The following is a 24,042-nucleotide window of genomic DNA, read 5'->3' as shown; positions in this document are numbered from 1 at the left end:
ATTTATTGTCCAAACCGTTTGACATTGACCTTTTTTGACTTCACTTTTAATACAAAAGGCTCAAGGACCAAGTCGGCATCCAGTTTTACCGTTCCCGATTGCGCCTCTTGATCGGTAAATACATTTGCCGGGAAGCTCGCATTATCTAAGTAGAAACTATAGGTGCCCTCCGGCAGGCCAAACTCAACATGTCCATCCTTATCGGTACGCATTTCGATAACCTTTCCATTCCTGTCTTTTGCCAACACTTTGTAAATATCCAAATTCAGATCAGTCTCCAGGCTAAGCCCTTGGGTATACTCGACACGAACAGCTCCCTGTACCATTCCCCCACGCTGAAGCGGAATCTGGACTTCTAAATTTGACTGCTGTATCACGATCTCTTTCGAAACCGCCATATACTGTCCCTGCTTTGGTGAAAAAAACAAGTATGATCCATACGGCAATTTTTTAAAGGAAGCGTATCCCGCTTTATCTGTTACAAAAAGGATCCCTTTTACCGTAAAGCTATGGTCAACCATCGGAATATCCCCTTTATCAAATATGCCATTAAAATTTTTATCCTGAAAACAGAAAAAACGCGCATTCCCTGTCTTGATCGCTGGACGATCAAGATTTGATCCTTTTAAGTTTTGCCGAACACCGATGCGTAAATTATTGAAATCATAGTCATATCCGGTTTTCATGACACTGTAATTGTATTGAAAAAGACCGGTAAGCAAGGTATTTTTCAGCACACGGTAATTTATGCTCGCGTTCCCCCCAAAACTATTCCCGTAACTGCTACTCAGATTCGCCCGGGCATTGGCCGCCCACTGTAATCTCTCCTGCAACAAGGCACCACTTACACGGGGTCCTAAAGAAAAACGGTTGCCAAACGAACGTCCTATTAATAGTGCACTCACCAGATCCGAAATTTGAAAAGCGCCCTGCTGGTAAGAAGCTGAAAGGCCCAGACTTTTGTAGTTGTAATTTAAATCTGTCCGTACTGCAAAAAGCCCTGTAGCCTGATCAGTCATTGATACAAGCCCCGCCTCGGTGGTTACATTCAAATTGTGCTGCAGGTTACGCGACCGTACATTCACCGTTGTCAACATACGCCATGAGGTTGACTTCAGTTCACGCGTGCCTTCGGCAAACATATAGGTTCCAACCTCCCGATTATAGTTTGGCAATACGGATAGTGTTACAAATGAACTCAAGGGGGTATACATACTTAAATCCCAGCGCGAAGATTGGCTTGCGTAATTGAGAAAACGTGTATTCAGGTAGCTTGGGTTATAGCGGTAAAAGGTATAACTTAGCGCCGCTGATAACTTACCCCAATTTCGATTTAAACGTTCGACAAACTGCAAAGAACCCCGACGATTACCTGTGTAATAAGGAGAACTATAAAAATTATCGGAGCTAAAACTCCATTTGGCAAAACGCTGGTCCATTCGCATACCCAATGCCCATGAAGGCATGGATGAATTCCGTCCTACTTGTCGGCCGTTTTGACTTTGAAGTCCAGCGGCGACAAAACCGCGCAGCACGGTGTTACCTGCATATTTTTGTTTCAGAAAGTCAAAAGAATTTGCCCATAGCAGACTAGTTGTACTATCTAAACCATTGCGATCGTAAAAAAGCTGACCTTCGTAACGTCGGTGCTCAGGCTTATTTTCCCCCAGCACCACCTTTCCAAAAGCTGTATAACCGGGATCACTGGAAGAGCTATAATCCAGCAGATCCACAGCGCGCTGCAACAGGCCTACTGTAAAATTGGCGGCCCTTGCCGTATCGATATGATCAAATTTGACACCTCTTCCGAAGGCCGAAGCCTCCATACTTTCCTGCAAATTTCCGACCGTGTAGGTATTATTTCCTTTCTGAAAGGCAGCAAAAGTATTGCTTAAAGCAGGCCGGTCCATCCCACCCGTTTTGGTCAGATAAGCACTGTATCTTAACTGCCCATCGGCTAAGCGATATTCTCCCTCCGCCCGTAAATAAAAGGACTTTTGTTCGCCGAGCAGGTTATCGAACTGCAAATCAAAAAAATTACGCGAATATGCGGCCAAATTACCCCGGTTGTCAAATAATTGCTGGTAATTTCGATCGGCTGCAATATTGGACAAGAGCACCGATAGATTCCCAAATACATCGCCATTCTCGTATAAACCGGTGACATTAACCGTGTACTGCGCCCGGTTTAACATGTATTTCTCCACAGCAAAACGGAGTATGAAAAGCGTATCACGTCCGGCTGGAATGAAAAGGTTCTGTTCCTTAAATTTGGTATTGCCGATTCGATCCGGGGAGGAAAACAGGATTTTAATCTGTTCGTCCGTTGTACCATTATTTATAACCCGTGTCCGGATAAAGATAGAGTCCCCCACATGCTTCAGATACTGCTGTTCCGAAACATCCTGCAAGATCACTGCTTTTTTGGGTGGCACATCGATAGCCATTGTCTTGTTGTCGACCAGATGCCCCTGTGGATCCCTGAGCTGAACACCAACAGTTTGCCCCCTAAGCTGAGCGGGCGCCTGGACTTGTAGACGCTGGGTAATAAACCGTTTTTTACCCGCAGGTAATGTAAATGTTAAACGATCCGACCCAAGAGCACGCAAACCCTGCGGCAACAGCAACTTGAGCTCGCCTGTAAAATCCTGTTTGCTGTTGTTGACCAGCTGTAGATCAATACTATTGAGACCAGCTTCCAAACGAAGCTGCTCCGGCAAAACGAGCTGCACCGGCTTTTCCTGCTGTGCCCAAACGAACTTGACCAGCAGCAATAACAGCGCGAAGACCGTACATCTAATCTTATGAGAAGAGCATTTAAACACGCTATGGGATCGACTATTGTGGGATCAATAAATAGAGGAGGGACACGCTATAGCTTCCAGATTTAGAAGCCGACACCTGATCAGCCGTCAGATTCGCTTTATACTCCACATTAAAGGTTTGCGCTTGCTTTTTATCCACCGAAGCCGCCGATACAGCAACTTGTTCCTGTGTCGTTAAAATTACTTTGGGGTTGGATCTTATCCTATTTATTCCCGCCCCTGCAGTTAATTGAAGTGAAAGCGTCGACAGCGGAAGTGTTCCGCCACCATTGCGAACAAGCTCACTATCGACCGACTTAACACGGAGCTCGTAGTCCGTTATAGAGTTCACGCGGATTGCATTTGCAACCAACGAACTCACTCCCTGCATATAATCTTTTTGTGTCGAAAACTGCAAGGTGGCATTCGTCGCATCTGCGGCAATCTCCAAGCTGTAATCAGGCTCCATATCGACCATCCCACCGTCCGTCAGACGCGGCGGCAACTGCATTTCATAATTAATTTCCTGTGTCCCCAGCACTTTTCCGCTTTCACTATACAGCGTAAACAATAAGGGAATGCGGTACTTCAGGTACGTATATTGATCAGGACTTAGATAGTCGTCCAGATACTTGCCTTGAGCAATGGTCAAGGCGCCATAAAGCTGATATTGCAGATAATAATTTCCATTGGAACTAATGGGTTGTTTCGCCCGGTTAATCAGTAGCACATCGTTACTATTTTGCAAAATAATCGGCGTGCGGCTTGCGCCGATACCATCAAGACGAAAATTCGCTTCATTGTTGTCTCCGGTCCAGCGCAGACTGATCTTGTCGACGGGAAATGTGTTGCCACTGCGATTCCTCCCACCAGCAATGGTCCGTATTGGAGCTAATAGACGCACGGCGAGCGACCAATTTTTCTCGTTTACGTTGAGACCATTCAGGTCAAATTGAAACACATTGAATCGGTCTGGCGTTGTTTTACCCAAGTAGGAAGTCACTTCGAAATAATTATCCGACCAGACTGAAAAACGCAATTGCGCAACAAGAGGTAAGGCTGAAAACAAGCCCCAAATCGAGAGTATTACTATTTTAGTTCTTTGCCACATGTTTAAATTCCAATTCCGCGACCTTCACCACATCCTGATCGCCATAAAACGCCAATACTGAAACGAGGTAATTCCCAGATTTCAACGATTTGGGAATTGCAATATATTGTTTACGCTTATCGCCGGGCAAGCAGTAAAAATTAAGATTGTCCACCACTTCTTTTTCTCCTGTTTCCTGATTTAAAAACTCGGCACGCAATCTTCCTTCCAACCAGATATTACCGGTCACATCGTAACTGACCTCTAGAAACTGTCCAACAGAATCCACATCTTTGTAAACCAGGTTCGTGATTTCAAGATCCGGCGTTTCCCTTCCATTGAAACGATGATAAACCTTTACTCCCGAACGAACAGCCAAACGGATATTAGCTCCTTCCTGTTTTTCCCTTGCCCTAGGGTTCAACTGCGTTACAAAAAGCATTGCCGTATGAATGGGTACTTCGGTCGTGAATTTTGCATCCTTAGGCACCTGCATATTCAGTTGCAATCGTTTTGATTCACCGGGTTTCAGGGAGAAATACGATTCCGATACCGACAGCCAGTTTGCGCAGCTCGTTGGCAGCGTCCCTTTTGGACTCAGTTCATTATCACCAACGGCTGAATAAGACCAATCTTCAAAAGACACCCCCAATTCAAGTGTATAATCTTTGCTCGGATTTGTCACATCCACATATTGCGTTTGCGCCTGCCCGGCATCGCCCACAAAATACAATCTGGGCGGACCGACTGTCAATCCCGTTTGAGCAAAAGCTATTGTAGCCGTAAAAAGCAAGAAAAATGAGGCAATTAGGTTCTTCATAATAATACAATTTGGCATAAAAATACATAAAAAAGCAGGTATCTTCCGATACCTGCATCTATATGATTTTCATAGCGTAGAATAGGATCTACTAGTTTGCTGCGATTGTGTATACCACATCGATGGTATATTTTGCTTTTGTATCTTTACCACCATTACCCAACAATTCTTTTACTGTTGCTTCATTAAGTGGCTTACCAATGTATTTTACGTCCAACTCTTTGTTCAATACAGAAGATTCCGCTGTACTTGTGCTTCCAAAAGGACCAAACTCCATGTTTACATCTGTAGAAGCAGTTTTACCATCCACTTGAATTTCAATTAATTTTTTAGCATCGTATGTGTTCGCACCATTTCCAGCTACTTTATTGAATTGGCCGTTAGAAGACAAAGTCGCTTTCACTTTGTAACCAGAACCTACCGAAGATACTTTCAATTGTTTTGCGATCAATTTATTAACCCCATTTGTATAGTCAGCTGCCTTTTCGTATTTCAAGGTTACTTCGTCATCATAACCAGATGTAACCTGGCCATCTTGCCCAGCACCGCTACCAATTTCGATCGATTGAAAAGGATTCAATTCAACATTCACTTTTACTTTTGCTTGTGATTGTGCATTTACTGCAGTTACTGAACCGATGATCGCTGCTGCGAAGAAAATAATTTTTTTCATTTTGAAGTTTTTATAATTTAATATGACTTATTCGTTATTATTTATCCTCTTTGGACAAAACAAAAGTACAGCAGGAAATGAGGCAAAAAGTATGAATTTGTGCCCAAAAAGTATGAAAAAGGGAGTGTGTAAAATGTTGTAGCTATGCAGCTACAAAAGTCTGTAGCGTGATCACTACAGCGCAAGGTACTACAACAAAGGAATTGAATTTAGGGAATATTATCTTGTTTCGATGCTATAGAGCACATCGTTTGTAAAAGTTACCGTATTGTTTTTCTCTACGTATTGCATTAAGCCGTCAGCTCCAGGACCAGTGTAGGTAACATCGAACAGTCCATTGAGTGTCGGGGAATCTGAAGAAATGATCGTTTCCTTATTGTTAGAAAGGACGCCGGTAGTAGTATTTCCTGCTTGTCCTACATGAGTGGCAGTAGCTTTAACACGAATCAATGGTGCGGGAATTTTTTCTGTCTGTGCCTGACCGAGCTTTATAAAATCTTGATTGGCCAATTTGACCTTCACTTCATAGCCTGACGTACTAAATACTGAAAGATGTGCTTTTTGGACAGACTCAACGCCATTTTGATAATCTGCTAAGGTACGGTAGTCCAAGGTAACGGTCGATTGATCTGGATTAATAACAAGATGCTGCACATCGTAGAGCTCAATGTTCAATCGAACGCCTGTCTGTGCGAAGGCTGTGCCTCCGAAAAGAACCAAACCCAAAAACAATATTCCCTTTTTCATAGCCTACTATCTTGTCCTTTCAATAATTGTATGGACCATCTAAGATATGCCGTCCAACAGTCCTTATCTCTTTTGAATCTTTAGCAATTTTGACGCCAAAAGAACGTGAATTTTCACCGTGTGAATATTTCATACGCTTTCGTTGTTCTACTATAAATATACCTTTTATAAAAAAAACGAAAGAATAAGAACAATTCTTTTTAATAGGAAAACATGTATTATTTTTAATACAGAATGATTATTGCTGCCAGCGCTTACGGTATTCTGTTGGTGTGAGGGCCGTTTCTTTCAGAAAAAAGGTACTAAAGTTATTCACGTCTGTATACCCCAATTCCCAAGCTACTTGTTTGATACTGAGTGAAGATTCCACAAGAAGCTTCTTACTGACACGAAGCAATTCTTTGGTGATAAGTTCTTTGGGTGTGGTACCCAAGGTCTCTTTGGTGAGATTGGTTAGTTTTTTACTTCCTATATTTAATTGATCCGCGTAGAAAGCTACCTGTTTTTCTTTTTTTACATGTTTTTCAACCAGATCCTGGAAACGCCTTACCAAGGCCACATCTGTTCGTTGCCCCAGTAGCTCACCCGATTGCTTATCTTCTGCATAGATAGCAGCCAAGAGCACGATCTGCTTCACAATATTATGTGCCAAATCCCGATAAATTGCCTGATTATAATTCTGTTTAGACAGCTTCAATTGCATGCCGACAAATTCATAGTACGTCGCGTATTCTTTGGGTACGCTGAGTGTCCGATAGGTATATTCACTTTTATTAAAGGACTTGAAGTTTCGAAGGAAGGCCGTATCGACCTCCGTACGCGCAAAAAAACTTTCCGAAAAATAGATAATTAAAAAGGCACGTTGCTCATCTGGGTTGGCTTCGATTTGTATCCCGCGTGGAATCAAAACCAGACTATATTCCTCAATCTCAGCGATCTGTTTATTAATCCGCATGCTACAGCCGCCACTTGACACAAAAAGAACGACATAATTCTCTTTAGCTGTTGCATCCTTAATTTCCGAATACTCCTGCGTTACACCAATGACCCGATGAACTCCAAATTCCATAATAATTATTTACCGCAATAATACCCAAATAACATTTTATAATGCTTAGACAGGGAGCAATTTAGCAAATAATTTTTGGAAGCAGTCAATTGGTCATGCAAAAAAGCATTCCCCAGATCGGGAAATGCTTTTTCATTAAATTTATTATCCAAATAAATTACCTCATCATTGATCGAGCTATTATTTTCTTACACACCGAATTTGATAAGCGTAATTTGCTTCAGCCGGACCAACATTGATTGACCATCCAGCATCACCTTTCGAACCCGTCATCTGTAGTCTTTGGTTACCTGCTAGTAAATACAAACCTTGTGACCCCATTCCATCACCACTATTGTTATCGTTATACGATCCACCGTAAGGTAAGTACAAGAATTTATAGCGATCAGCACCAGGGTTACCCTGCTTTCCAAAGAACATACCCAAGTTGGTGTTTAATGTACCATCATACGTATCCACATAGCGAGCAGGTGCCCATGCATTGACATCGTGAGGATTATCTTTTCCACCGCTATTCGTATTATTGATCAATTGGTTGATCTCATCAGCCGTCGGTAATCTCCAAGTATTTACAGGTAAAACCAACGAACACGGATCTTGAGCCGCCCCATTGATATCACGTGTTGGGCGTTGATTATTAACATCGAAAACCTTAGGTTTAGCATAATCCGAAAACCAATAGTTTCCATAAGTATCATTTGTTTTAGCAAAACTATAAACAGGGTTTCCATCGCCATCAAGCGCGTAGGTTAAGTTACCCAAAGCCCAGACCTCATCTCCAATATTCACTTCAATCGGCTTTTTAAGTGTGATATCTAATTGATATTTCACACCTGGCTTAATATTCCATCCCCCTTTGGATAAATTCTTCGCAGCACTTCCGCCAATCGAAACACCAGAAAGTACGATTGTCCCGTTGGCTGTCGCGGCAGTTGTAATAAAAGTTGAGTCTGAATTGATGATCGCTCCACTCGTATTTTTCAAATTAAAAGCAACCGGATTAGCAGCTCCGTTAAAAGTCAAGGCTCCGCTGGCCAAGGCGACATCCACTGATGCATTCGAAGGCGCAATTGTAGCACCACTGATGCTTGTTACCGTACCTAGTGCAGAAGCATCAAATTTCATTGTTACCTGTGAAAACAAATGCTCCAAATCAGCATTCAACACATTTTGACCAGCTTTTACTTCAAAAGGAACCTGATCAAGCATAAAGTCTTTATCTGCAGTCAATCCTTCGAAATTAACTGAAGCCAATGTTGCTCCCACTGCAATCGATGGTAAAGTTTTATTAGTACCTGAAGCGTAAACGACAAAAGTGTATTTCCCTTGATCGATTTTGAATTCTGGCGCTGCATTTCCCTGTGTAAAGGATTTTGTTTCTTTATAATTACCTGCGGCATCAAAAATTGCAACGTAATATATTGTTCCTTGTTTTAAAGGATCCTGTTCGCTTCCAGTTGATACCGTAGCAGCACGATTAGATGCTTTAAGACTTGAAGAAGCTGCAGTTTCCGCAGTCAATGTAGCCACTAATGTATATTGATTATCAAATGGAATTTCAACAGTTTGCACTGCGGACGCATAGTTACGTCCTACCGCAGCGGTTTTGACAGGATCCGCTTTCGCATAAGCTTGACCTATATTTAGACGGACAGTTGTCTCTTCACTGATAGCGACATTATTATCTTTATTACAAGCTGAAACAAATAAAGCAAGTGCCAAGATTGATGTTATTCCAAAGTTCATTGTAAACCTATTCATGAAAAAGATTGTTTATATTACTAATTAATTAAATATGACCAATATTACCATTCGACATCTTGACTCTGTGTTTCTGTTTGCCAAGATTCCGTAATCGAATTGTTGTGTACTGAACCTGCCGCTACACTATATTCCAATTCAACATTTTGTTTTGTGATGCGAGGAGCAACATACACCAATTGAGCATTTGAATTAATCAAGTTTTCTTTGTTCGTTTTCATTTTTATATCTTTTAAAATGTTCTAAAGCGTTTTGCATGTTAATTTTCCAGTCTTCTCCGTCGAAACAAAATCAGTTGACAAAGAATGTGTTAGCATAGAAAATATGGCTCTCCTTTTTCAGAAGTTGCACGAAAGTAGATAATATTTGGATTTTGAAATAAGATTTTAACCGATGTTTATTTTATTGTAGCGAAGCCGCTACAAACAAGCAATTACAAAGACAATTACATGACATTTCCTATTGATATCCCCTTATAATTAGCTCAGAAAAGGTAAGACTTATCGCCTAAAACAAGATAGCCATAACTTGATGTTTGAACACTGTTTCCTTTAGTTAACAAAGCAATATAGATAGTTACAAACAACACCATAAACGCCATCACCTAACAAAAGTAGACAAAACCGTTCAGCAAAGTTAAATTGTTAACCAAATCAACTCATTGCCTTTTTTATTTGAACCCCGAACCAAAATGTCCATACCACTTTAAAAATGGAGAAATCAACCCATTTTATTCGCTAACCGAAATCAATAGTACATCCCATTCGGTTAAAATAGTTGTCAATACAATTTACTTAATATGAAATAAATAAAAAATTAAGAAGTCGCCTGTTGTTTTTATTTTTTCAATAATTTCAAATCATAAAACAATAAAAAAATCATTGAATTGCCGAAAAACAATAAAATAGATTTAAATTAGTGTTATATTTAGGCAACAAAATGATTAACAGAATAATCATTATCCACATATGTTCAGCAAATACTTTAAAAATCCACTAACAGATATTGCTATTCAAATAGGAAACTCAGCTAAAAAATCATACTTGTTTAAACATATTAATTATAAAATAACAAATAGCCTCAAAATATTTTAAAACAGCTAAAACAAAATAGAAACACACTTGTTAAAGCTATGTTAAACAACATATATAGAAACCAAAAAAATTACGAAAAGAGCCATTTTTTGCTATAAATCGTATTGATTTAGAAAAAATAGGGCTATTATTTTACAAATGAGAAATTACTTTTATCGGTAAACCAATTTAGATTTAAAAAAAAGTTTACAATTTTTTTTTGCACAAGTTGATATTAAGTCGTAATATTACAATTCAATTCGGAAAAGTATTGCTAACCGACATTAGTATAGTATTAACAATTAAACTAGAAACACACAAACAGACAAATAAATTTAAAATACATTCGTGAGAACAGCATCACTTGTCTATACGCAAAGACAAAGCTGTTTGGTAACGATTGTATTTTTAACATGAACAAAGGTTTAGAATTGTCCATTAAATTTAAACCCCACGCTGACAACAGCGTGGATTATCCAAATAATATTATCATGAATAAGAACGCAAAAAAAATGTACGTAGCTCCGTCCATCAAGGAGCACGTAGTAGAGCTGGAGCAAGGCATTGCTGCAGGATCACAGGTTGCACAACCCGGGAATGGAAGTGCAACCATCAATGACACAGAAGGCACAGGCGGATCAGGCTGGGATACAAGCGGTTTCTAATTTTTTATCCCTCACTAACATTATTTTATTATGAAAACATTCAACCAAAATTTTGCAAGTAAGTTTGCCTTGGCCGCTTTTTTAGCATTAGGTTCGTTAGCAGTAACAAGCTGTAATAAGGACAAAAACCAAAATGGACAGGAAGTTCCGGATGGAAAGGCACAAATAGTTGTTCGTATCGCAGGAATCAGCGATGGTGAAAGTATTAAAACCAAAGGAAGTACATCCAAATCATCTTCAGATCAACATTCACTTGAACTTATTCATGCAAATGGATTTGACGCCATTACTGGTATCGATAATAAACTGCCGATTTCTGAAATTGTATCTGCAGATCAAATAGGTCTTAAGGCATCCAATGGCACTCGTGCTGCTTCGCCTGTTACAGCCGGCACTAAATATCGCTTATTCTTATACAAGAACGTTGGCGGCACTTTTACTTTCGACAAATCAATAGATTTATCATCTGGCACCGAATCAACTGTCACAATCGATGTTACGAATGGATCGGCTTATAAATGGGTTGCGCTATCTTTCAACTCAACAACAACTCAGGTTCCCGAGATCCAAAGCCTAGCACTTCCGGGAAATACCGATGTGTTACGTGCTTCAGGCGATTTTACGGTTAGCGGTGCGCCGGTTCCGATCAATATTAATTTTGATCGTGTCATGGCCCGGATCGGTATTGAGATAAACACAATGGGTATGTTTGCACCAATTAATTCCGCTACCGTTGCTGTTACAGGCCGTGACGCCAAAACAGGAACCATAGATGTATTAACCGGAGCATTCGTTGGTACATTGACAAATGTTACCCTTCCAGCATTGACCTATGCTGATTTTGTAAATGCACCAGGCTCTGATGGGCAGCAAAAAATTGCTTATTATTACACGGCGGATCAAACACAACAGAATCTGACTGTATCATTAAGCGCGCTTAAGATTAAACTTGAAGATGGGACCGAGCGCTCTTTTGCCGGTAGCACTTCAAAAGGACAAACGATTACACCTGAACGCGGCAAAAACCACCGCTTCTTATTGGGTATCACCGAGTCACCTTTAACATTTGGTGGTGTACAATGGTCAAGATCGAACTTATATTATAAAGCGGGTTACAACCCTTACCGCTTCTATCATTTCAATCAGCCAACATCAGATGCAAGAAGCTTCTTCTCATACGGTGCTGCAAAACCAGGAGTTTTAGGTACATATGCGTCACCAAAAGATCCTTGCGCATTAGTATATCCGGCAGGACTTTGGAAAACGCCTGCAAAAGCAGATTTGGACCCAATTAATTCCAATGGGCTAACAGGCTTGTTAGGTGATTTGAATTTAAATGTATTAGGTAGTACATTAGACGCTTTAGTTGATGTTCAAAACGCATTGGCTGCCAACGTCGCTGGCGCAACATCGACGGCTGGAGCTGGTTACTCTGAATTCACAGCTACAGCAGGATTTAATGCGGCTTATGGAACAGCAACCTCTGCAACAAACAAATTGCGCTTTAACTTTAATGGTTTTATGAGAGATTTATCTCTTGTAGAAGATCTTATCACATTAGACCTAGGTACAACTGGCGGAAAATATACTGCCTTCTGGACTAATGACCGCTCGTTACTCTCCCCTCTTGAGCCCATTGCAGGTTTAGGGGTCACGCATTATCTAGGAAACAGGTATGCTGGTGTGCCTCCTCTAAACTTAAATGCTGGATACAAAGGATTTAGATCTACAAATGTTTTAGGTATCACGCTTTTAAACAGCGTCAATGTTATCAAGTCATCTTTGATGAACGTCCGTTGTGTTCGTAATGGAGCTTGGAATCCAAATACAGTGGGTTACGATCCAATGCCGGTGCTTCCAAACTAAGCTTAAAGATAGATTCTTTTGATCTAAGCTAATACGGCAACATACACATTCAACAGGAGTCGCTTTATAAGTGGCTCCTGTTTTTTATCCTCCCAATATAATTCGTTAACCGACCGAAGAACTGCTCCTTTAAAGAATCGAGCGGTATAAAACTGTTTCTTTTTATATAAATCTTTTCATAGCCATTAAAATGGCGAATATGTATGGGCAGCTATTGCCCTGTAAGGGTTGTTTATAAAATCTTGTAGCTTCATAACCACACTAGGTATTTTTACACGATTATAACAAATTTTAACATAGTAAGTCTGATATTAATTTTTTACTTTTGGCTCGTCAAGTCATTTTTTTTGCGTTCGACTTGATAATATTAATGGATATAATGGGGCGAAGGCGTTCGCCCCATTTATTTTTATTGACGATTTATGGGCTTATATTTTAGCTTTTATTGGAATTACCAAAAATCAATAGAATAGAACAGAAAAGCAATTAAGCTACAAGATTTCATATCCAAAAAGAAGTAAGTACACATGATCTAACTGTTCCAAAGACATACGGCTATATGCTTTATACCCTATAATTGATAGATCAGCCTCCAAAAGCCACTAAGCACTTTTTCTTTGCCACTAACCGGCAATCCCACAGCCATACCAATGGCTATTTTGTTGCTCAGCCCTAGCTTAATTTGGGGATGCAATGTCGTTTGTATCCCATCCGAAGAAATTTCCTGATTGACCTCAATACCAATAAAGTGATCTGTCTGCGGTATGGTATAATGAAATGAGGTGTTCATCTGCCATGCCGTATCCATACCCGATGAACCATAACGATAGGCGAATTCTGGCCCCGTGTAAATCAATGCATGCCAATTGCTATACCAGTTTTTGGCGGCTATAAAAAATGGATTAAACATAGTACCACCATCCACAAAATCAAAGATCTGTGTATAACCAACAGCCAAGGTTGTTGCCTGTTTTTTAGAAACATAAAAGGAATACTGCGACGATAGACGCAACCTTTCCAATTGATTGCTGGATGACACATTGGCCATGCGGCTTTTTGAATATGCAAAATCTGTTTCAGCTTCCAATCCCAATCGATCTATAGGCGCAAATTCATACTCCATAAGGTAGCCAAATTCATCAGCCGAATGCATTCTTTTAATATCAGCGCCGACATTAAATTCCTTCTCTCCTTTCCGCGCACCGAGATCCCGGACAAGATCATTATATAAAGGTTCGGCATGATGCACTTTATCGGGTAAGGATTTATTTTCTTGGGCGAGAGCGCCAACCGAACAGGTTGTTGCAAATATAAATAAACATGCGCGCAAGCATCGAGAAGTAAGTTTATTGTTTTCCATAGCACAAACATCCGTCTGAAATATGGAAAGAATTGGGAATCAGGAAAGGCCAAGCTTCAATCTAAAATCGGGGCTCAGCCCTGCTTTATGCAAAATTATTGTCAGGGTTTTAAAACGGACAAATTCTTTGGATACATACAGATATCCATGATATTCATTGGATTTCCCCCAAGAATTTTTAACGCGATAATATTCCTTTCCCTGCTGATCTTTTGCAAGCCCAACAATGTGCATCGCATGGTCATCGGTTGTTTCCCAATTGTCAAAGGCCGCTTGCCTTTCCGCTGCCGACACCTTTTTTTCTCGTTGAGGTTTAACGAACATGGCATCCTTTTCCTCAGCCGTCATCTGATTAATCGATTTTTCGGGAACATAGGCAACACCATAGTTCCAGGAAAATCCAGGATCTGAGATATCGGTTGTCCAGGCCACAGTAAACCCCTTTTCTAATGCATGATCAATAACAGTGGTCAGATCATCCATCTGTACGTTATAAAACCGGTCGAAGGACCAGTTGTCAGGTACCAATAACACAAATGGCTTGTAATAGGATTGGTCCGTTACCGAGGCTAAACCCACATAATCATCCGGATTTATCCCAATGAACTGATCCGCAAATGTGCGGGGGGTATACATCTTACCTTCATAGTTGAATTGTGCTGGTAACTCCCCTAAGTAGGCATCCATTGTCGCGATATATGCTCGCTCCCAATTTGATGTCAGTCGTTTGTTTTTGACCAATACCTTAAGCATGGTATTCAAAGCCGGCGTCAGCTCACTAAAATCATTGTAAGTCGCCTCGCCTCGGAGTCCCGAATACGCCGACCTGGGCATTGCACCATATTTACGGTAGGTATTCAATACATCGTGTAACTGCCCACCTTCTTTCATTGACAGCCCGCCATGCAGCCGCACAAAGGTACGGGCCTTCTCCAGATAGGCCTGGCGTGCCGTATATATCTGTGAAATCTCAATTGGTTTTTTGCCCATTCTAATCATTTCAGATTCCAGGAAAGAATTGCCCGTATAGGACCAGCAGGTATTTGAGGCGCCCTGATTTTTGACCGAAGTGCAACCCAAATTGATCAGGTCTGTAAATTCAAACTCAGATTTAATTCGCTTCTGCTGGCTTTTGTTGTAGAATTTTAGTCCATATTTCACCAACAGTGAGAGACAGACAAATATCAACAAACCAATAATCCATTTATATTTTTTCATAAAATCCATTATCTTCCTCCACAAATGATAGCTGTAAATTTGGGCAAAAAGGACCGCATGATGCTATAGCTCAGCAATCCCAGTATTATTATAAGCGTAGGACAAGCAAAATATAAAAATAACAAGGCCACATCAGAATGTGGCCGCACTAATGTAAATAAGAATTTGATCACGAATACCAAGGGTAAACGATGATACGCAAAAACGAAAAAACTACCATTCGTCCAGAAGGGACCCATTTGCCATTTTTCTTTTTCAATAAAATGCGCGGACAATGCTACAGCGAACACAAGCCCCGTCATAATTCCAGCACAATACAGATAGCTCCACCAGTTGATACCTAAGAAATAAAATTGGGCGATCACCAATAACAAATACAGAACTCCTGATTGATACAGTACTGGTTTCATTATTTCTACAAAATTCTTTTTATTGATACTGAAATAGGCCCCCGCGGCAAAGAAAAAGTATGATACAGTGCTTAGTCCCGGCTGATAAAAATAAGGGTTGATGACCCAGATTATACCTAAGAGTATAACGGCATAAACTTTTAGCCTTTTAATGAGGAAATAAAGCAATGGGGATGTGAGCACCACCACCATCAGATCACGTATAAACCAAAATGGAGAATTGACGGGAAGAGTCTTTTCGACATGCGGGTTAATATGCGATGTATCCCAAAAAGACCAAATCCAATCCATCAAACTATAATCTGTTACTAATTTATTTCTTCCCGACATCAGACTTCCCGAGAGAAAAGTCTGTGCTAGAAAGAAGAAAAGGAGCACAACAACATTCCAAAAGATATAAGGAATGAACAACGAACGGAAACGTCCTTTTAATTTTTTCAGGTAAACTTTAAATGAAAAATTTTCCGTTTTGTAAAAGAACAAAAAGCCAGAAGTTAAAAAAAAGAGCGGTACGCACACCTCGAAAATGACTTTGGAAAATAGAAAAAAAGCGTGTGTGAAAATGGGATAGTTAACCAAATTGATGCTTTTAACGCCTTTAATAACCACATCAGAGAAGTCGGTATGAATAAATACCACACCAACAATTAGTGGGAAACGCAGAAAATCGATGGTCTTGGACAACAGCTGTTCGTCGTCCAGTTTACTATGATAATCTTTATCCATTCGTTAGATTTAAAGAAAATGATTAGTGCCTGTTAATTTACATATTTCTGTCGATATTAGCACACAGTTATTTAAATATAAACAAATTAAAACAACTGAATAACAACTACTTGCACCAAATCTCTATTGAACAGTTTTTACATAAAAGGTACCTTATCTTTAATAATCAAAATCTGACTCCTGCCTATTAATTCCGATTGTCACTTTCTTCCTCTTTTCCATCAGCAATCATTTCATTGACTTCAGTCATATCACCTTCCTCCAGGTGCTCAATATCCTCCGCCTGCTCTTCGGAGTAGCGGTCGATAAAAAAGGTACAGCCCATTGGAAAATGATCCGATCCAACAGAAGGATAAATAAAAAGTTTATCGATAAATACCGTTGGACTATGAAACAACAGATCCAAGGGTACCCTAAAAAACCAATAATTGGCATGAAAGGTGGAAAGAATACCCCGGCCAATACGTGCATCGATCAATTTGCTGGTTTTTTTGAACAAGAGCGAAGATTTGGCCCAAGCGACATTATTAAAATCCCCTGTAACAACCACGGGCATTTTATAATCGCGCACCCGCTTGGCCACACTGAGCAGATCGCCATCTCTTTCTTTGGAAGTTTCCTCTTCGGTCGGACTCGGCGGCGGTGGATGTACAGCAAAAAAGACAAAACGATGTCCATCGGCGGTTTCCAGTTCGGCTTCAATACTCGGAATATCATCCGCTACAAAATAATGCACCTGACATTTGTTGATCTTCAGATTGGAATAAAAATGCATACCATAGGTATTGTCCAGGGTTACCTTCTCAAAATTAGGATAATCACTTTCCAGCACACGTAAGGCTTTTTCCCATGCCGCATCGCTTTCCATGGTCAAAAAAATTTGCGGCTTTTCTTTCTGAATCAGGTCAATAAAGCGGTTATACGCCGTATTGAATTGCAGCACATTACAGGAGATCACTTTAATACTATCCGATGCATCTTTGCCCTTTTCATATTTTTCACGACGCCAAAATTTGGTGTAGCGTATCAATATATAGGTATGGTATACGATCAGCGCCAACTGTACTACCTGCAACCACCATATCCATGAGTCTTCCCCCACAAGATAAAAACCCATCGCCAATGCGGGCACCTGAAATACCAGCAGCTGCAGCTTGACAAATTCGGCTACCCGAAAGATCCAATGTTGGCTCTGGATGAAAGGTAATACACTCAGTAGAATTAATATTCCCGAGAATACAACGTAGAAAATCAACATATCGCTAATGCTAACATTTTAAACAAACTTAAATAAATTACACTTATTTTTCAACAGATTATCATTTCTCGATCGCTACTTCGCTATTACAGCCCCTTTTGCGTACTCACCTGATAATCTACCCGTGTTCTGGCTAATGCATTCGGAAAATTCTTGTGGATATAGGCAATCATCTGTTCACGTATATAACAGCGTAGGTCAAAAGCCTGGCCTGAATTGCGGCAGCTCATCAGACAACGGATCTCCATGGTACGTTCTTTAAAATCAGTCACCTGAAGCACGTTTACTTTACCGTCCCAAAGCGGATGTCCGGTGAGTAAGGCCGTCAGCTTCTCACGTAGTAGCCCTACGGGTACGGTAAAATCTGTATAGATAAATACAGTTCCTAAGATCTCCGAGGTTGTGCGTGTCCAATTTTGAAATGGTTTTTCAATAAAATAGGTAATGGGCAATACTAAACGGCGTTTGTCCCAGATATTAACGACGACGTAGGTCAAGTTGATTTCCTCCACACGGCCCCATTCCCCTTCGACCACCAGGACATCGTCCATGCGAATGGGCTGCGTAAAAGCGATCTGAAAACCAGCAAGCAAATTTCCAAGGGACTTCTGTGCTGCAAAACCGATAATGATACCGCCAACTCCCACACCTGTAAGTAGGCCAGCGCCGATCTTTTGCATGCTATCAAAACTGAGTAGGATGATTGCCAAGGAAATCACAATGATCAGAGTAACCACCACTTTTCGGATAAAGACAATTTGTGTCCTGATCTTCCGTTCGCGCAGGTTATTCTCCTTATTGACATCAAAACGATGGTAGAGATAGTCCTCAAAAACCTTGATCCCCTGGATCAGTACAACCGCAAAAAAACTGACGAGCAAAAGCTCGTTGGTTTTGCTGACCATGCGGAGTGTCCGTTCGTTAAATTGGGCAAAGGGCAGCAAACTATTAAAAACAATTAATGGTATAAAAATACTTAGCACACGGCTAAAACGTCTTACAAAGGAACGAAATAAACTATAAGACTCCTGCTGAATGGCCTGTCTTCGCAAAAGCGGTATAAAAATCAGTTTGATCAGAAAACCTATTAAAAACGAAAAGAGGATTAATGCAATATTCCAGAGCCATGAGGGCCATTTTTGTGAAAGTTGAATTAATGTTTCGTTCATCATATTGTTCTTTCTTTGTGTTTACGACTTATCTCTTATTAAAGTATAACTGCTAAGAAGGCCTAACGTTTGTTTTATTTTGAGAAAGATCGATTAGAGAGAACGAATTTTGACTGCTGTGGACTCCCGTTTTTTTAAAATTTGCAGGGAATGCAAACCTCTTTTGGTATGTTTTTTGAGTCTACAGAGCCAATTGCAGACAACTAACTAAATAGGTGATTTATCGGATGTATACTATAGAAACAACATTGACCGTTTATTAAAACGGATGTAGATGAGCGCATAAGCTTTCCAAGAAAATTAAACCAAAACATAATAGATTAACAATGAGCAAGAAAAAAGACAATTCTAGATGGCTGAATGTGGCCATATCCTGGGGAGCGAGTATCGTCATCATCGGGGTACTATTTAAGATTCTACATATTGGTGGCACCACAGCCAACTATATGATCGGAATCGGTTTAGGTGTAGAGGCCTTCCTTTTCTTTTTAATGGGTTTCAACCCGCCAGCACCAGAACCGGACTGGACCCGCGTTTATCCCGAATTGGACGACAATTTTAATGGCGAGCTTCCACAAAGAGGAAAAACTGTGGTTGCTCAACCGGCAGGGCCATCGGCAACTGCAGCTTTAGATAAAATGTTCGCCGATGCCAACATTGAACCGGCAAGCATTGAAAATCTAGGTCGTGGCCTACGTGATTTCAGTGAAAAGGTATCAGCTATCAATAAACTGTCTGATGTTTCATTAGCCACAGAGGAATTTACGAATAAGCTCAGAACAGCAACTTCCAAATTTGACAACCTGAGTCTCGCTTTCGAAAAAGCTTCGCAAAACCTAGTCGCCATGTCAAACACCTCAGGTGATACATCCAACTACCACGAGCAGGTAAAAAGTCTGACGACCAATCTAAGTCAATTAAATGCGATGTATGAACGTGAGTTACGCGATTCGGCATCACATTTACAATCGATGAACAAGTTTTATGAGAACCTAAGCTTTACCATGCAGAACTTCAACGAATCGCTGGATGATTCCAAAGCGTTTAAAGATGAAGTGGGCAAGCTAGCGAAAAACCTCAATGCCTTGAATGCCATCTATGGCAACATGTTGAGCGCGATGAATCAACCGCGTGTGTAATTAATTCTTGTATCACTTAAATCAAAAACAATGGCATTAGGAAGAGAAACTCCAAGACAAAGGATGATTGGCATCCTCTATCTGGTCTTGCTCGCCTTATTGGCGCTCAATGTACCGGATTCCATCTTGGATGCATTCAAAAATATCAACAACAGTCTCGAAACATCCAAGTCGAATGTCAGCACGGCCGTTCAGCAGCTGTTCACCGCATTCGAAAACACCAAATTAAAGGAAGAACCCGCACGTGCCAAGCCCATTTATGAGAAGGCTAAAAAAGCACAGGCTATTATTGGGGAACTCAATCAATATATCGCTTCCTTAAAAGAAGAGTTCGTTAAACAAGGCGGTGGCTATGATGAAGAAAAGGGCGATCTTGCCCAACGTGAAAACGAAGACATCTCCCCAAATTTGATGATCAACGAGAAAAAGGGTGCCCAATTAAAAGACAAAATCAATACAACGCGTACCAAACTATTGGCCCTACTGACACCTGAAGAACAAAAAATGGTTTCATTCTCTTTGGAGGCTAAAGATCCGGAGAAGGCTGTAAATGGCAAAAAATCCTGGGAGGAAATTAATTTTGGCAGTGGTACCCCTTTGACCGCAGCCATGACGATTTTGACCAAAATACAGACCGACGCACAAAACGCCGAGTCTGATGTGGTTAAGCTTATTTTAGGTAAAATGGATCAGGCCGTCGTGAACCTGGACAAATTTGCAGCGGTTGCTGTGGCTCCGACTTCTTACTTGGTACAAGGCCAACCGTACAAAGCCGAAGTATTTCTGACGGCATCCGATTCCAAATCTGAACCGGCCATTTCGGTCAATGGATCATCGCTTCAGGTGGTGGATGGAAAAGGTGTTTATTCGGTCAACACCAGCCGTGAAGGCATCTATACCTGGACTGGGGTAATTAAAGTCAAACAGACAGACGGATCTTATAAAGAATATCGTACACCGCAACAGACCTATCAGGTTGCGCGTCCTTCGGCAGTGGTATCACCAGACAAAATGAATGTACTGTATATTGGTGTAAACAACCCGATATCGGTATCAGCTCCCGGTACATCTACCGATAAAATCCGTGTCAGCATGAGTGGGGGTAGTATTTCCAGTGCCGGTGGTGGTAAGTATAATGTGAAAGTAAGTTCTCCGGGTACAGCACATATCTCGGTCTCGGCTGAGGTGGCACCGGGAAAAACACAAACTTTGAGTTCGACAGAATTCCGTGTGAAACGTATTCCGGATCCGATTGCCAAGTTTGCGGGCAAAACAGGCGGATCAATGGCTACCGTAGCATTGAAAGCACAAAATGCACTTTTTGCCAAACTCGATAACTTTGACTTTGATGCAACTTTTAGGGTCACCAAATTTACGATGATCATTGCCAAGCCGCGTGCGGATGCAATCGTACTGTCCACTTCTGGTGGCCAGCTGAGTTCAAGCATGTCATCAGCCCTTAATGGCATTGTACCAGGCACACGCGTTATCTTCGACAATATCGTTGCTGTAGGTCCTGATGGAACCTCTAGACAGCTCAATGCAGTTGCTTTGACGGCCAATTAATGTAAGCGACCTGTTTCTAAATAACGAATGAAAGAGGCTATCCAGTTGAATAGCCTCTTTTTTATGCAATTCTACGCAACTCTGAATAGCAGGATCGCACATAACAGCTTAGTTTAGCTTTACAGAAACATAACAGAATCTGCTTCCCCAGCTACAGTCCGATTACCGCCAATTTTGATGGTTGCCCTAATTGCCTCCCTAGGTATTAGATAAACAATAAAACCGAAACACAGTAATGCAAAGTTATGCCTAATAACAGTTTTCAATCAATTCTTACATAGTAATCAGTCAATGTTTATCCATTACACACTGAGTAATCACTGAACAAACACTGAACAAACACTGAACGAGCAATGAACGAGCAATGTCAAAAGGCTTAATTTGGCTACTATTTGCCATGGTTCTCTGCAGCTAAAAATTACTCAAACTTTCATTGCAATCGCATCTTATTTTTCCCCTTTAAAGGTTTTATATTAGAGGAGACTTTCCCTTCGACCTTACATTTCTTTTTGAAAAGTATTGAAAACAAAAATATATATCCACACATATAATAACTTTAAGTTATTATAACTATCTTTAAAATTATATTAAGCTTAAAAATCACACAGCTTGTTTACTCAAATCGCAAAAAACATGCAATTTAAAATGACTCTACGAACCCTGCTTTTTGTCTGCGCCATCGGCCTGTTTTTTAGTTCTTGCCAAAAGGACGACCCTACTGAGCCGAAAGATCATATCGATATTGAAACGAAAGATGCTACTTGGACGAAATTGAGTATCCCGGGACAGCTCAGAGGCACATCGGCTATTTACGGCAATATCGACGACACCCTGGTTGTGGCCACCATGTACAAGATTTATATGACTACAGATAAAGGAGCTTCATGGCAAATGGTCAGCGATGCAGGACTTGGCATACCAAGCTTCAGTATGTATCAGGGAGAACTGATGGCTTTAAGCAACTTCCAAGACCATTCGACAAGTCCATTTTTATTCTCGTTGGATCATGGCAAAAGTTGGAGCACAAAGGGCAAATACGGCTACGAAGTCTATGATAAAGTACGGGTCAATCGAAAAGAAACAAAAATCAGTGAAAACGAATCTTACAAAATCGTCCCTCAGCCCAAAGAAATCATCGACAAAGAATATGGACGTCCGTTAATGCAGCCAGACAAACTAGTGAGAGTTACTGATAAAGATGAACAGCTGCTCAATTTTCCTTTCCGCCGACAACTGAACTATGTCTACCACGATAAGAAAAATCGACTTTATATTGGCGCTGAAGGAACTCGTTTTGAGTGGACTGTTAAAGGCAATGAACGTACTTATCCAACTTCCACAGATACAGCGATCATATATATCAGTAAACTCCCGATCAGCGGACAATGATATAATTAGCTATAACATCAGTCGCAATTTCTTCAAGTAAAACCGGTAATTCATCCTTCTTATAGAGCATCTATTAAAAAAGTAAAAGCCTTCCCTTAACTGGGAAAGCTTTGATATAGTTAACTAGGCCAATATCTTCTAATACTCAATAGTAATGGGAATAGACTTAAAAGTATTCATATTAAACGTGGTATTTTTATATAATATAACGAGATTGTACTGACCAGATTGCCATTGTCGGTCACCGGTAATCTGACTGCCTAAACCATCTGTCTCGGCACCGATTATAATGTCATCGCCACTTATCACGCCATTAACCAACTTGTAAGTATTGACTTTTGACGCCGGTCCCAGATCTTTATGCTCAACTTTAGAAATAATGATAGCCTTCGTTAGGTCAAGTTTATCAACCGTTTCAGGAAAATGATTCAGGGTTCGCCTGATCAATGCTGTATATAAAATACCATCCCCCTGTATTTGCTTAATCTGCGCACGTGCCGTAAACTTATCCCCTTTTTTGAAAACCAATGGATTCTCTACATAGGTATTCATATAGTATACCATATCATCGTTTCGGGAGAAGATGTCACGGTCCACAATTGGGTCAACAGGCATATTAGCCGCATCGAAGATCTGAAAATCTTCCTTTAACTCAAGCTTTGATCCATTAACATCGTTTACGATAAATAAAAAATCAAATTTACCCTCAGGAGCTTCCACTGGAATGGTAAAATGCTTATGCACATTGGCATTTTTTAATCCCATAAACTCTTCCCAAACAATTTCCATTTTCCATGGCGATGAGTTCGTCAGCCCAGCCTTAGGCAAAATTTTGACTCGAACGGACTCGATTTTATCTCCAGCCAGAATATCTGCATTAAAATGAAAATCCCGCCCTCGGATTGCTTGTTTATTATTGGCATAGCCAATTTCTACGTTTTCTACCTTTGGTGAAACGACCTCAGGTGTCTCCCCTTCCTTTTTACAGGATACAAAAAGCTCAGATACGAGCATAAATGCCAGGATAATTTTTATTGGTTTGATCATATAGTATATCTTTTATTAATGCAATATAGTTGCAAATATAATAAAAACAAAAGCAATACAGTTGCAATAAAACAACTGTCTTAACTTTTTACTATAGCAAAGAAGGTGGAAATAATGGAGGAGTAACATTCATAAAGGCCGAAGCCATGCAATCACAGAATCCGGGTTACGAAACTGAAAATAGCCCTACCC

Annotated in this window: 19 protein-coding genes; 5 read left to right on the top strand and 14 right to left on the bottom strand. The window is 40.5% G+C overall.

Annotated elements, in window-relative coordinates; genetic code table 11:
• Window positions 1-2: 2 nt before the first annotated feature.
• The 8 genes from AAH582_RS01005 to AAH582_RS00970 form a co-directional block, all read right to left on the bottom strand.
• Complete coding sequence (locus AAH582_RS01005; protein WP_343320992.1) at window positions 3-2,825, bottom strand: MSCRAMM family protein; 2,823 nt, start codon at window positions 2,823-2,825, stop codon at window positions 3-5.
• 13 nt (window positions 2,826-2,838) lie between these two features.
• Window positions 2,839-3,915 carry a hypothetical protein gene (locus AAH582_RS01000; RefSeq protein ID WP_343320991.1) on the bottom strand — a complete coding sequence of 359 codons (1,077 nt, stop codon included), beginning with the start codon at window positions 3,913-3,915 and terminating at the stop codon, window positions 2,839-2,841.
• Window positions 3,899-4,714, bottom strand: coding sequence for a fimbrial biogenesis chaperone (locus tag AAH582_RS00995; protein WP_343320990.1), 816 nt, complete (start codon window positions 4,712-4,714; stop codon window positions 3,899-3,901). Before AAH582_RS00995 ends, AAH582_RS01000 begins: the two co-directional genes overlap by 17 nt.
• Window positions 4,715-4,805: 91 nt before the next feature.
• Window positions 4,806-5,387: a hypothetical protein gene (locus tag AAH582_RS00990; RefSeq protein ID WP_053003642.1), complete on the bottom strand. Its 582-nt coding sequence runs from the start codon at window positions 5,385-5,387 to the stop codon at window positions 4,806-4,808.
• A gap of 219 nt (window positions 5,388-5,606) precedes the next feature.
• On the bottom strand, window positions 5,607-6,134 hold the full coding sequence (locus AAH582_RS00985; RefSeq protein WP_343320989.1) for a hypothetical protein: 528 nt from the start codon (window positions 6,132-6,134) through the stop codon (window positions 5,607-5,609).
• A gap of 238 nt (window positions 6,135-6,372) precedes the next feature.
• A complete protein-coding gene (locus AAH582_RS00980; protein WP_343320988.1) occupies window positions 6,373-7,203 on the bottom strand; it encodes a helix-turn-helix domain-containing protein in 831 nt (276 codons plus the stop codon).
• Window positions 7,204-7,383: 180 nt separating this feature from the next.
• Entirely contained in the window at window positions 7,384-8,964 is a 1,581-nt protein-coding gene (locus AAH582_RS00975; RefSeq protein ID WP_343320987.1) for a FimB/Mfa2 family fimbrial subunit, read from the bottom strand.
• Between the two features lie 44 nt (window positions 8,965-9,008).
• Window positions 9,009-9,185 (bottom strand): hypothetical protein, encoded by a 177-nt coding sequence (locus AAH582_RS00970; protein WP_201666789.1) that lies wholly within the window; start codon window positions 9,183-9,185, stop codon window positions 9,009-9,011.
• 1,265 nt (window positions 9,186-10,450) lie between these two features.
• Between AAH582_RS00970 and AAH582_RS00965 the strand changes: the two genes are divergently transcribed.
• Both AAH582_RS00965 and AAH582_RS00960 read left to right on the top strand, forming a co-directional pair.
• Window positions 10,451-10,702, top strand: coding sequence for a hypothetical protein (locus AAH582_RS00965; RefSeq protein ID WP_343320986.1), 252 nt, complete (start codon window positions 10,451-10,453; stop codon window positions 10,700-10,702).
• 30 nt (window positions 10,703-10,732) lie between these two features.
• Window positions 10,733-12,568, top strand: coding sequence for a hypothetical protein (locus tag AAH582_RS00960; RefSeq protein WP_343320985.1), 1,836 nt, complete (start codon window positions 10,733-10,735; stop codon window positions 12,566-12,568).
• Between the two features lie 571 nt (window positions 12,569-13,139).
• On the opposite strand, the gene AAH582_RS00955 is transcribed toward AAH582_RS00960, so the two are convergent.
• The 5 genes from AAH582_RS00955 to AAH582_RS00935 form a co-directional block, all read right to left on the bottom strand.
• Window positions 13,140-13,928, bottom strand: a complete 789-nt coding sequence (locus tag AAH582_RS00955; protein ID WP_343320984.1) for an HAEPLYID family protein — start codon at window positions 13,926-13,928, stop codon at window positions 13,140-13,142.
• 39 nt (window positions 13,929-13,967) lie between these two features.
• Complete coding sequence (locus AAH582_RS00950) at window positions 13,968-15,146, bottom strand: aminopeptidase C (RefSeq protein WP_343320983.1); 1,179 nt, start codon at window positions 15,144-15,146, stop codon at window positions 13,968-13,970.
• An 8-nt stretch (window positions 15,147-15,154) separates the two neighbouring features.
• Complete coding sequence (locus AAH582_RS00945; RefSeq protein WP_343320982.1) at window positions 15,155-16,282, bottom strand: acyltransferase; 1,128 nt, start codon at window positions 16,280-16,282, stop codon at window positions 15,155-15,157.
• 187 nt (window positions 16,283-16,469) lie between these two features.
• The gene (locus tag AAH582_RS00940) at window positions 16,470-17,540 is read right to left on the bottom strand and encodes an endonuclease/exonuclease/phosphatase family protein (protein ID WP_343320981.1); all 1,071 of its coding nucleotides are present in this window, start codon (window positions 17,538-17,540) and stop codon (window positions 16,470-16,472) included.
• 86 nt (window positions 17,541-17,626) lie between these two features.
• Window positions 17,627-18,712 carry a mechanosensitive ion channel family protein gene (locus AAH582_RS00935; protein WP_343320980.1) on the bottom strand — a complete coding sequence of 362 codons (1,086 nt, stop codon included), beginning with the start codon at window positions 18,710-18,712 and terminating at the stop codon, window positions 17,627-17,629.
• Window positions 18,713-19,035: 323 nt separating this feature from the next.
• Between AAH582_RS00935 and gldL the strand changes: the two genes are divergently transcribed.
• From gldL to AAH582_RS00920, 3 genes are all read left to right on the top strand, one after another.
• Window positions 19,036-19,848 carry a gliding motility protein GldL gene (gene gldL / locus AAH582_RS00930; protein ID WP_046673819.1) on the top strand — a complete coding sequence of 271 codons (813 nt, stop codon included), beginning with the start codon at window positions 19,036-19,038 and terminating at the stop codon, window positions 19,846-19,848.
• A gap of 30 nt (window positions 19,849-19,878) precedes the next feature.
• Window positions 19,879-21,414 carry a gliding motility protein GldM gene (gene gldM / locus AAH582_RS00925; protein ID WP_343320979.1) on the top strand — a complete coding sequence of 512 codons (1,536 nt, stop codon included), beginning with the start codon at window positions 19,879-19,881 and terminating at the stop codon, window positions 21,412-21,414.
• A 645-nt stretch (window positions 21,415-22,059) separates the two neighbouring features.
• A complete protein-coding gene (locus tag AAH582_RS00920; protein WP_343320978.1) occupies window positions 22,060-22,803 on the top strand; it encodes a hypothetical protein in 744 nt (247 codons plus the stop codon).
• Window positions 22,804-22,941: 138 nt separating this feature from the next.
• Here AAH582_RS00920 and AAH582_RS00915 read toward each other — a convergent pair whose 3' ends face one another.
• Window positions 22,942-23,850 (bottom strand): DUF4625 domain-containing protein, encoded by a 909-nt coding sequence (locus AAH582_RS00915; RefSeq protein ID WP_343320977.1) that lies wholly within the window; start codon window positions 23,848-23,850, stop codon window positions 22,942-22,944.
• Between the last annotated feature and the right edge of the window lie 192 nt (window positions 23,851-24,042).

It is taken from the genome of Sphingobacterium multivorum (assembly GCF_039511225.1).
Lineage (GTDB): Bacteria > Bacteroidota > Bacteroidia > Sphingobacteriales > Sphingobacteriaceae > Sphingobacterium.
The sequence above is the reverse complement of the archived record's forward strand: the minus strand, read 5'-3'. Positions and strand labels throughout refer to the sequence as shown.

Excerpts from the sequence above, each read along its gene's own strand:
- AAH582_RS00965 (WP_343320986.1), top strand. The coding sequence starts at position 10,451 with ATGAACAAAGGTTTAGAATTGTCCATTAAATTTAAACCCCACGCTGAC.
- AAH582_RS00935 (WP_343320980.1), bottom strand. The coding sequence starts at position 18,712 with ATGATGAACGAAACATTAATTCAACTTTCACAAAAATGGCCCTCATGG.
- AAH582_RS00995 (WP_343320990.1), bottom strand. The coding sequence starts at position 4,714 with ATGAAGAACCTAATTGCCTCATTTTTCTTGCTTTTTACGGCTACAATA.
- AAH582_RS00920 (WP_343320978.1), top strand. The coding sequence starts at position 22,060 with ATGACTCTACGAACCCTGCTTTTTGTCTGCGCCATCGGCCTGTTTTTT.
- AAH582_RS00980 (WP_343320988.1), bottom strand. The coding sequence starts at position 7,203 with ATGGAATTTGGAGTTCATCGGGTCATTGGTGTAACGCAGGAGTATTCG.
- AAH582_RS00945 (WP_343320982.1), bottom strand. The coding sequence starts at position 16,282 with ATGGATAAAGATTATCATAGTAAACTGGACGACGAACAGCTGTTGTCC.
- gldM (WP_343320979.1), top strand. The coding sequence starts at position 19,879 with ATGGCATTAGGAAGAGAAACTCCAAGACAAAGGATGATTGGCATCCTC.
- AAH582_RS00955 (WP_343320984.1), bottom strand. The coding sequence starts at position 13,928 with ATGGAAAACAATAAACTTACTTCTCGATGCTTGCGCGCATGTTTATTT.
- AAH582_RS00950 (WP_343320983.1), bottom strand. The coding sequence starts at position 15,146 with ATGAAAAAATATAAATGGATTATTGGTTTGTTGATATTTGTCTGTCTC.
- AAH582_RS00990 (WP_053003642.1), bottom strand. The coding sequence starts at position 5,387 with ATGAAAAAAATTATTTTCTTCGCAGCAGCGATCATCGGTTCAGTAACT.
- AAH582_RS00970 (WP_201666789.1), bottom strand. The coding sequence starts at position 9,185 with ATGAAAACGAACAAAGAAAACTTGATTAATTCAAATGCTCAATTGGTG.
- AAH582_RS00940 (WP_343320981.1), bottom strand. The coding sequence starts at position 17,540 with ATGTTGATTTTCTACGTTGTATTCTCGGGAATATTAATTCTACTGAGT.
- gldL (WP_046673819.1), top strand. The coding sequence starts at position 19,036 with ATGAGCAAGAAAAAAGACAATTCTAGATGGCTGAATGTGGCCATATCC.
- AAH582_RS00985 (WP_343320989.1), bottom strand. The coding sequence starts at position 6,134 with ATGAAAAAGGGAATATTGTTTTTGGGTTTGGTTCTTTTCGGAGGCACA.
- AAH582_RS00915 (WP_343320977.1), bottom strand. The coding sequence starts at position 23,850 with ATGATCAAACCAATAAAAATTATCCTGGCATTTATGCTCGTATCTGAG.
- AAH582_RS00960 (WP_343320985.1), top strand. The coding sequence starts at position 10,733 with ATGAAAACATTCAACCAAAATTTTGCAAGTAAGTTTGCCTTGGCCGCT.
- AAH582_RS00975 (WP_343320987.1), bottom strand. The coding sequence starts at position 8,964 with ATGAATAGGTTTACAATGAACTTTGGAATAACATCAATCTTGGCACTT.
- AAH582_RS01000 (WP_343320991.1), bottom strand. The coding sequence starts at position 3,915 with ATGTGGCAAAGAACTAAAATAGTAATACTCTCGATTTGGGGCTTGTTT.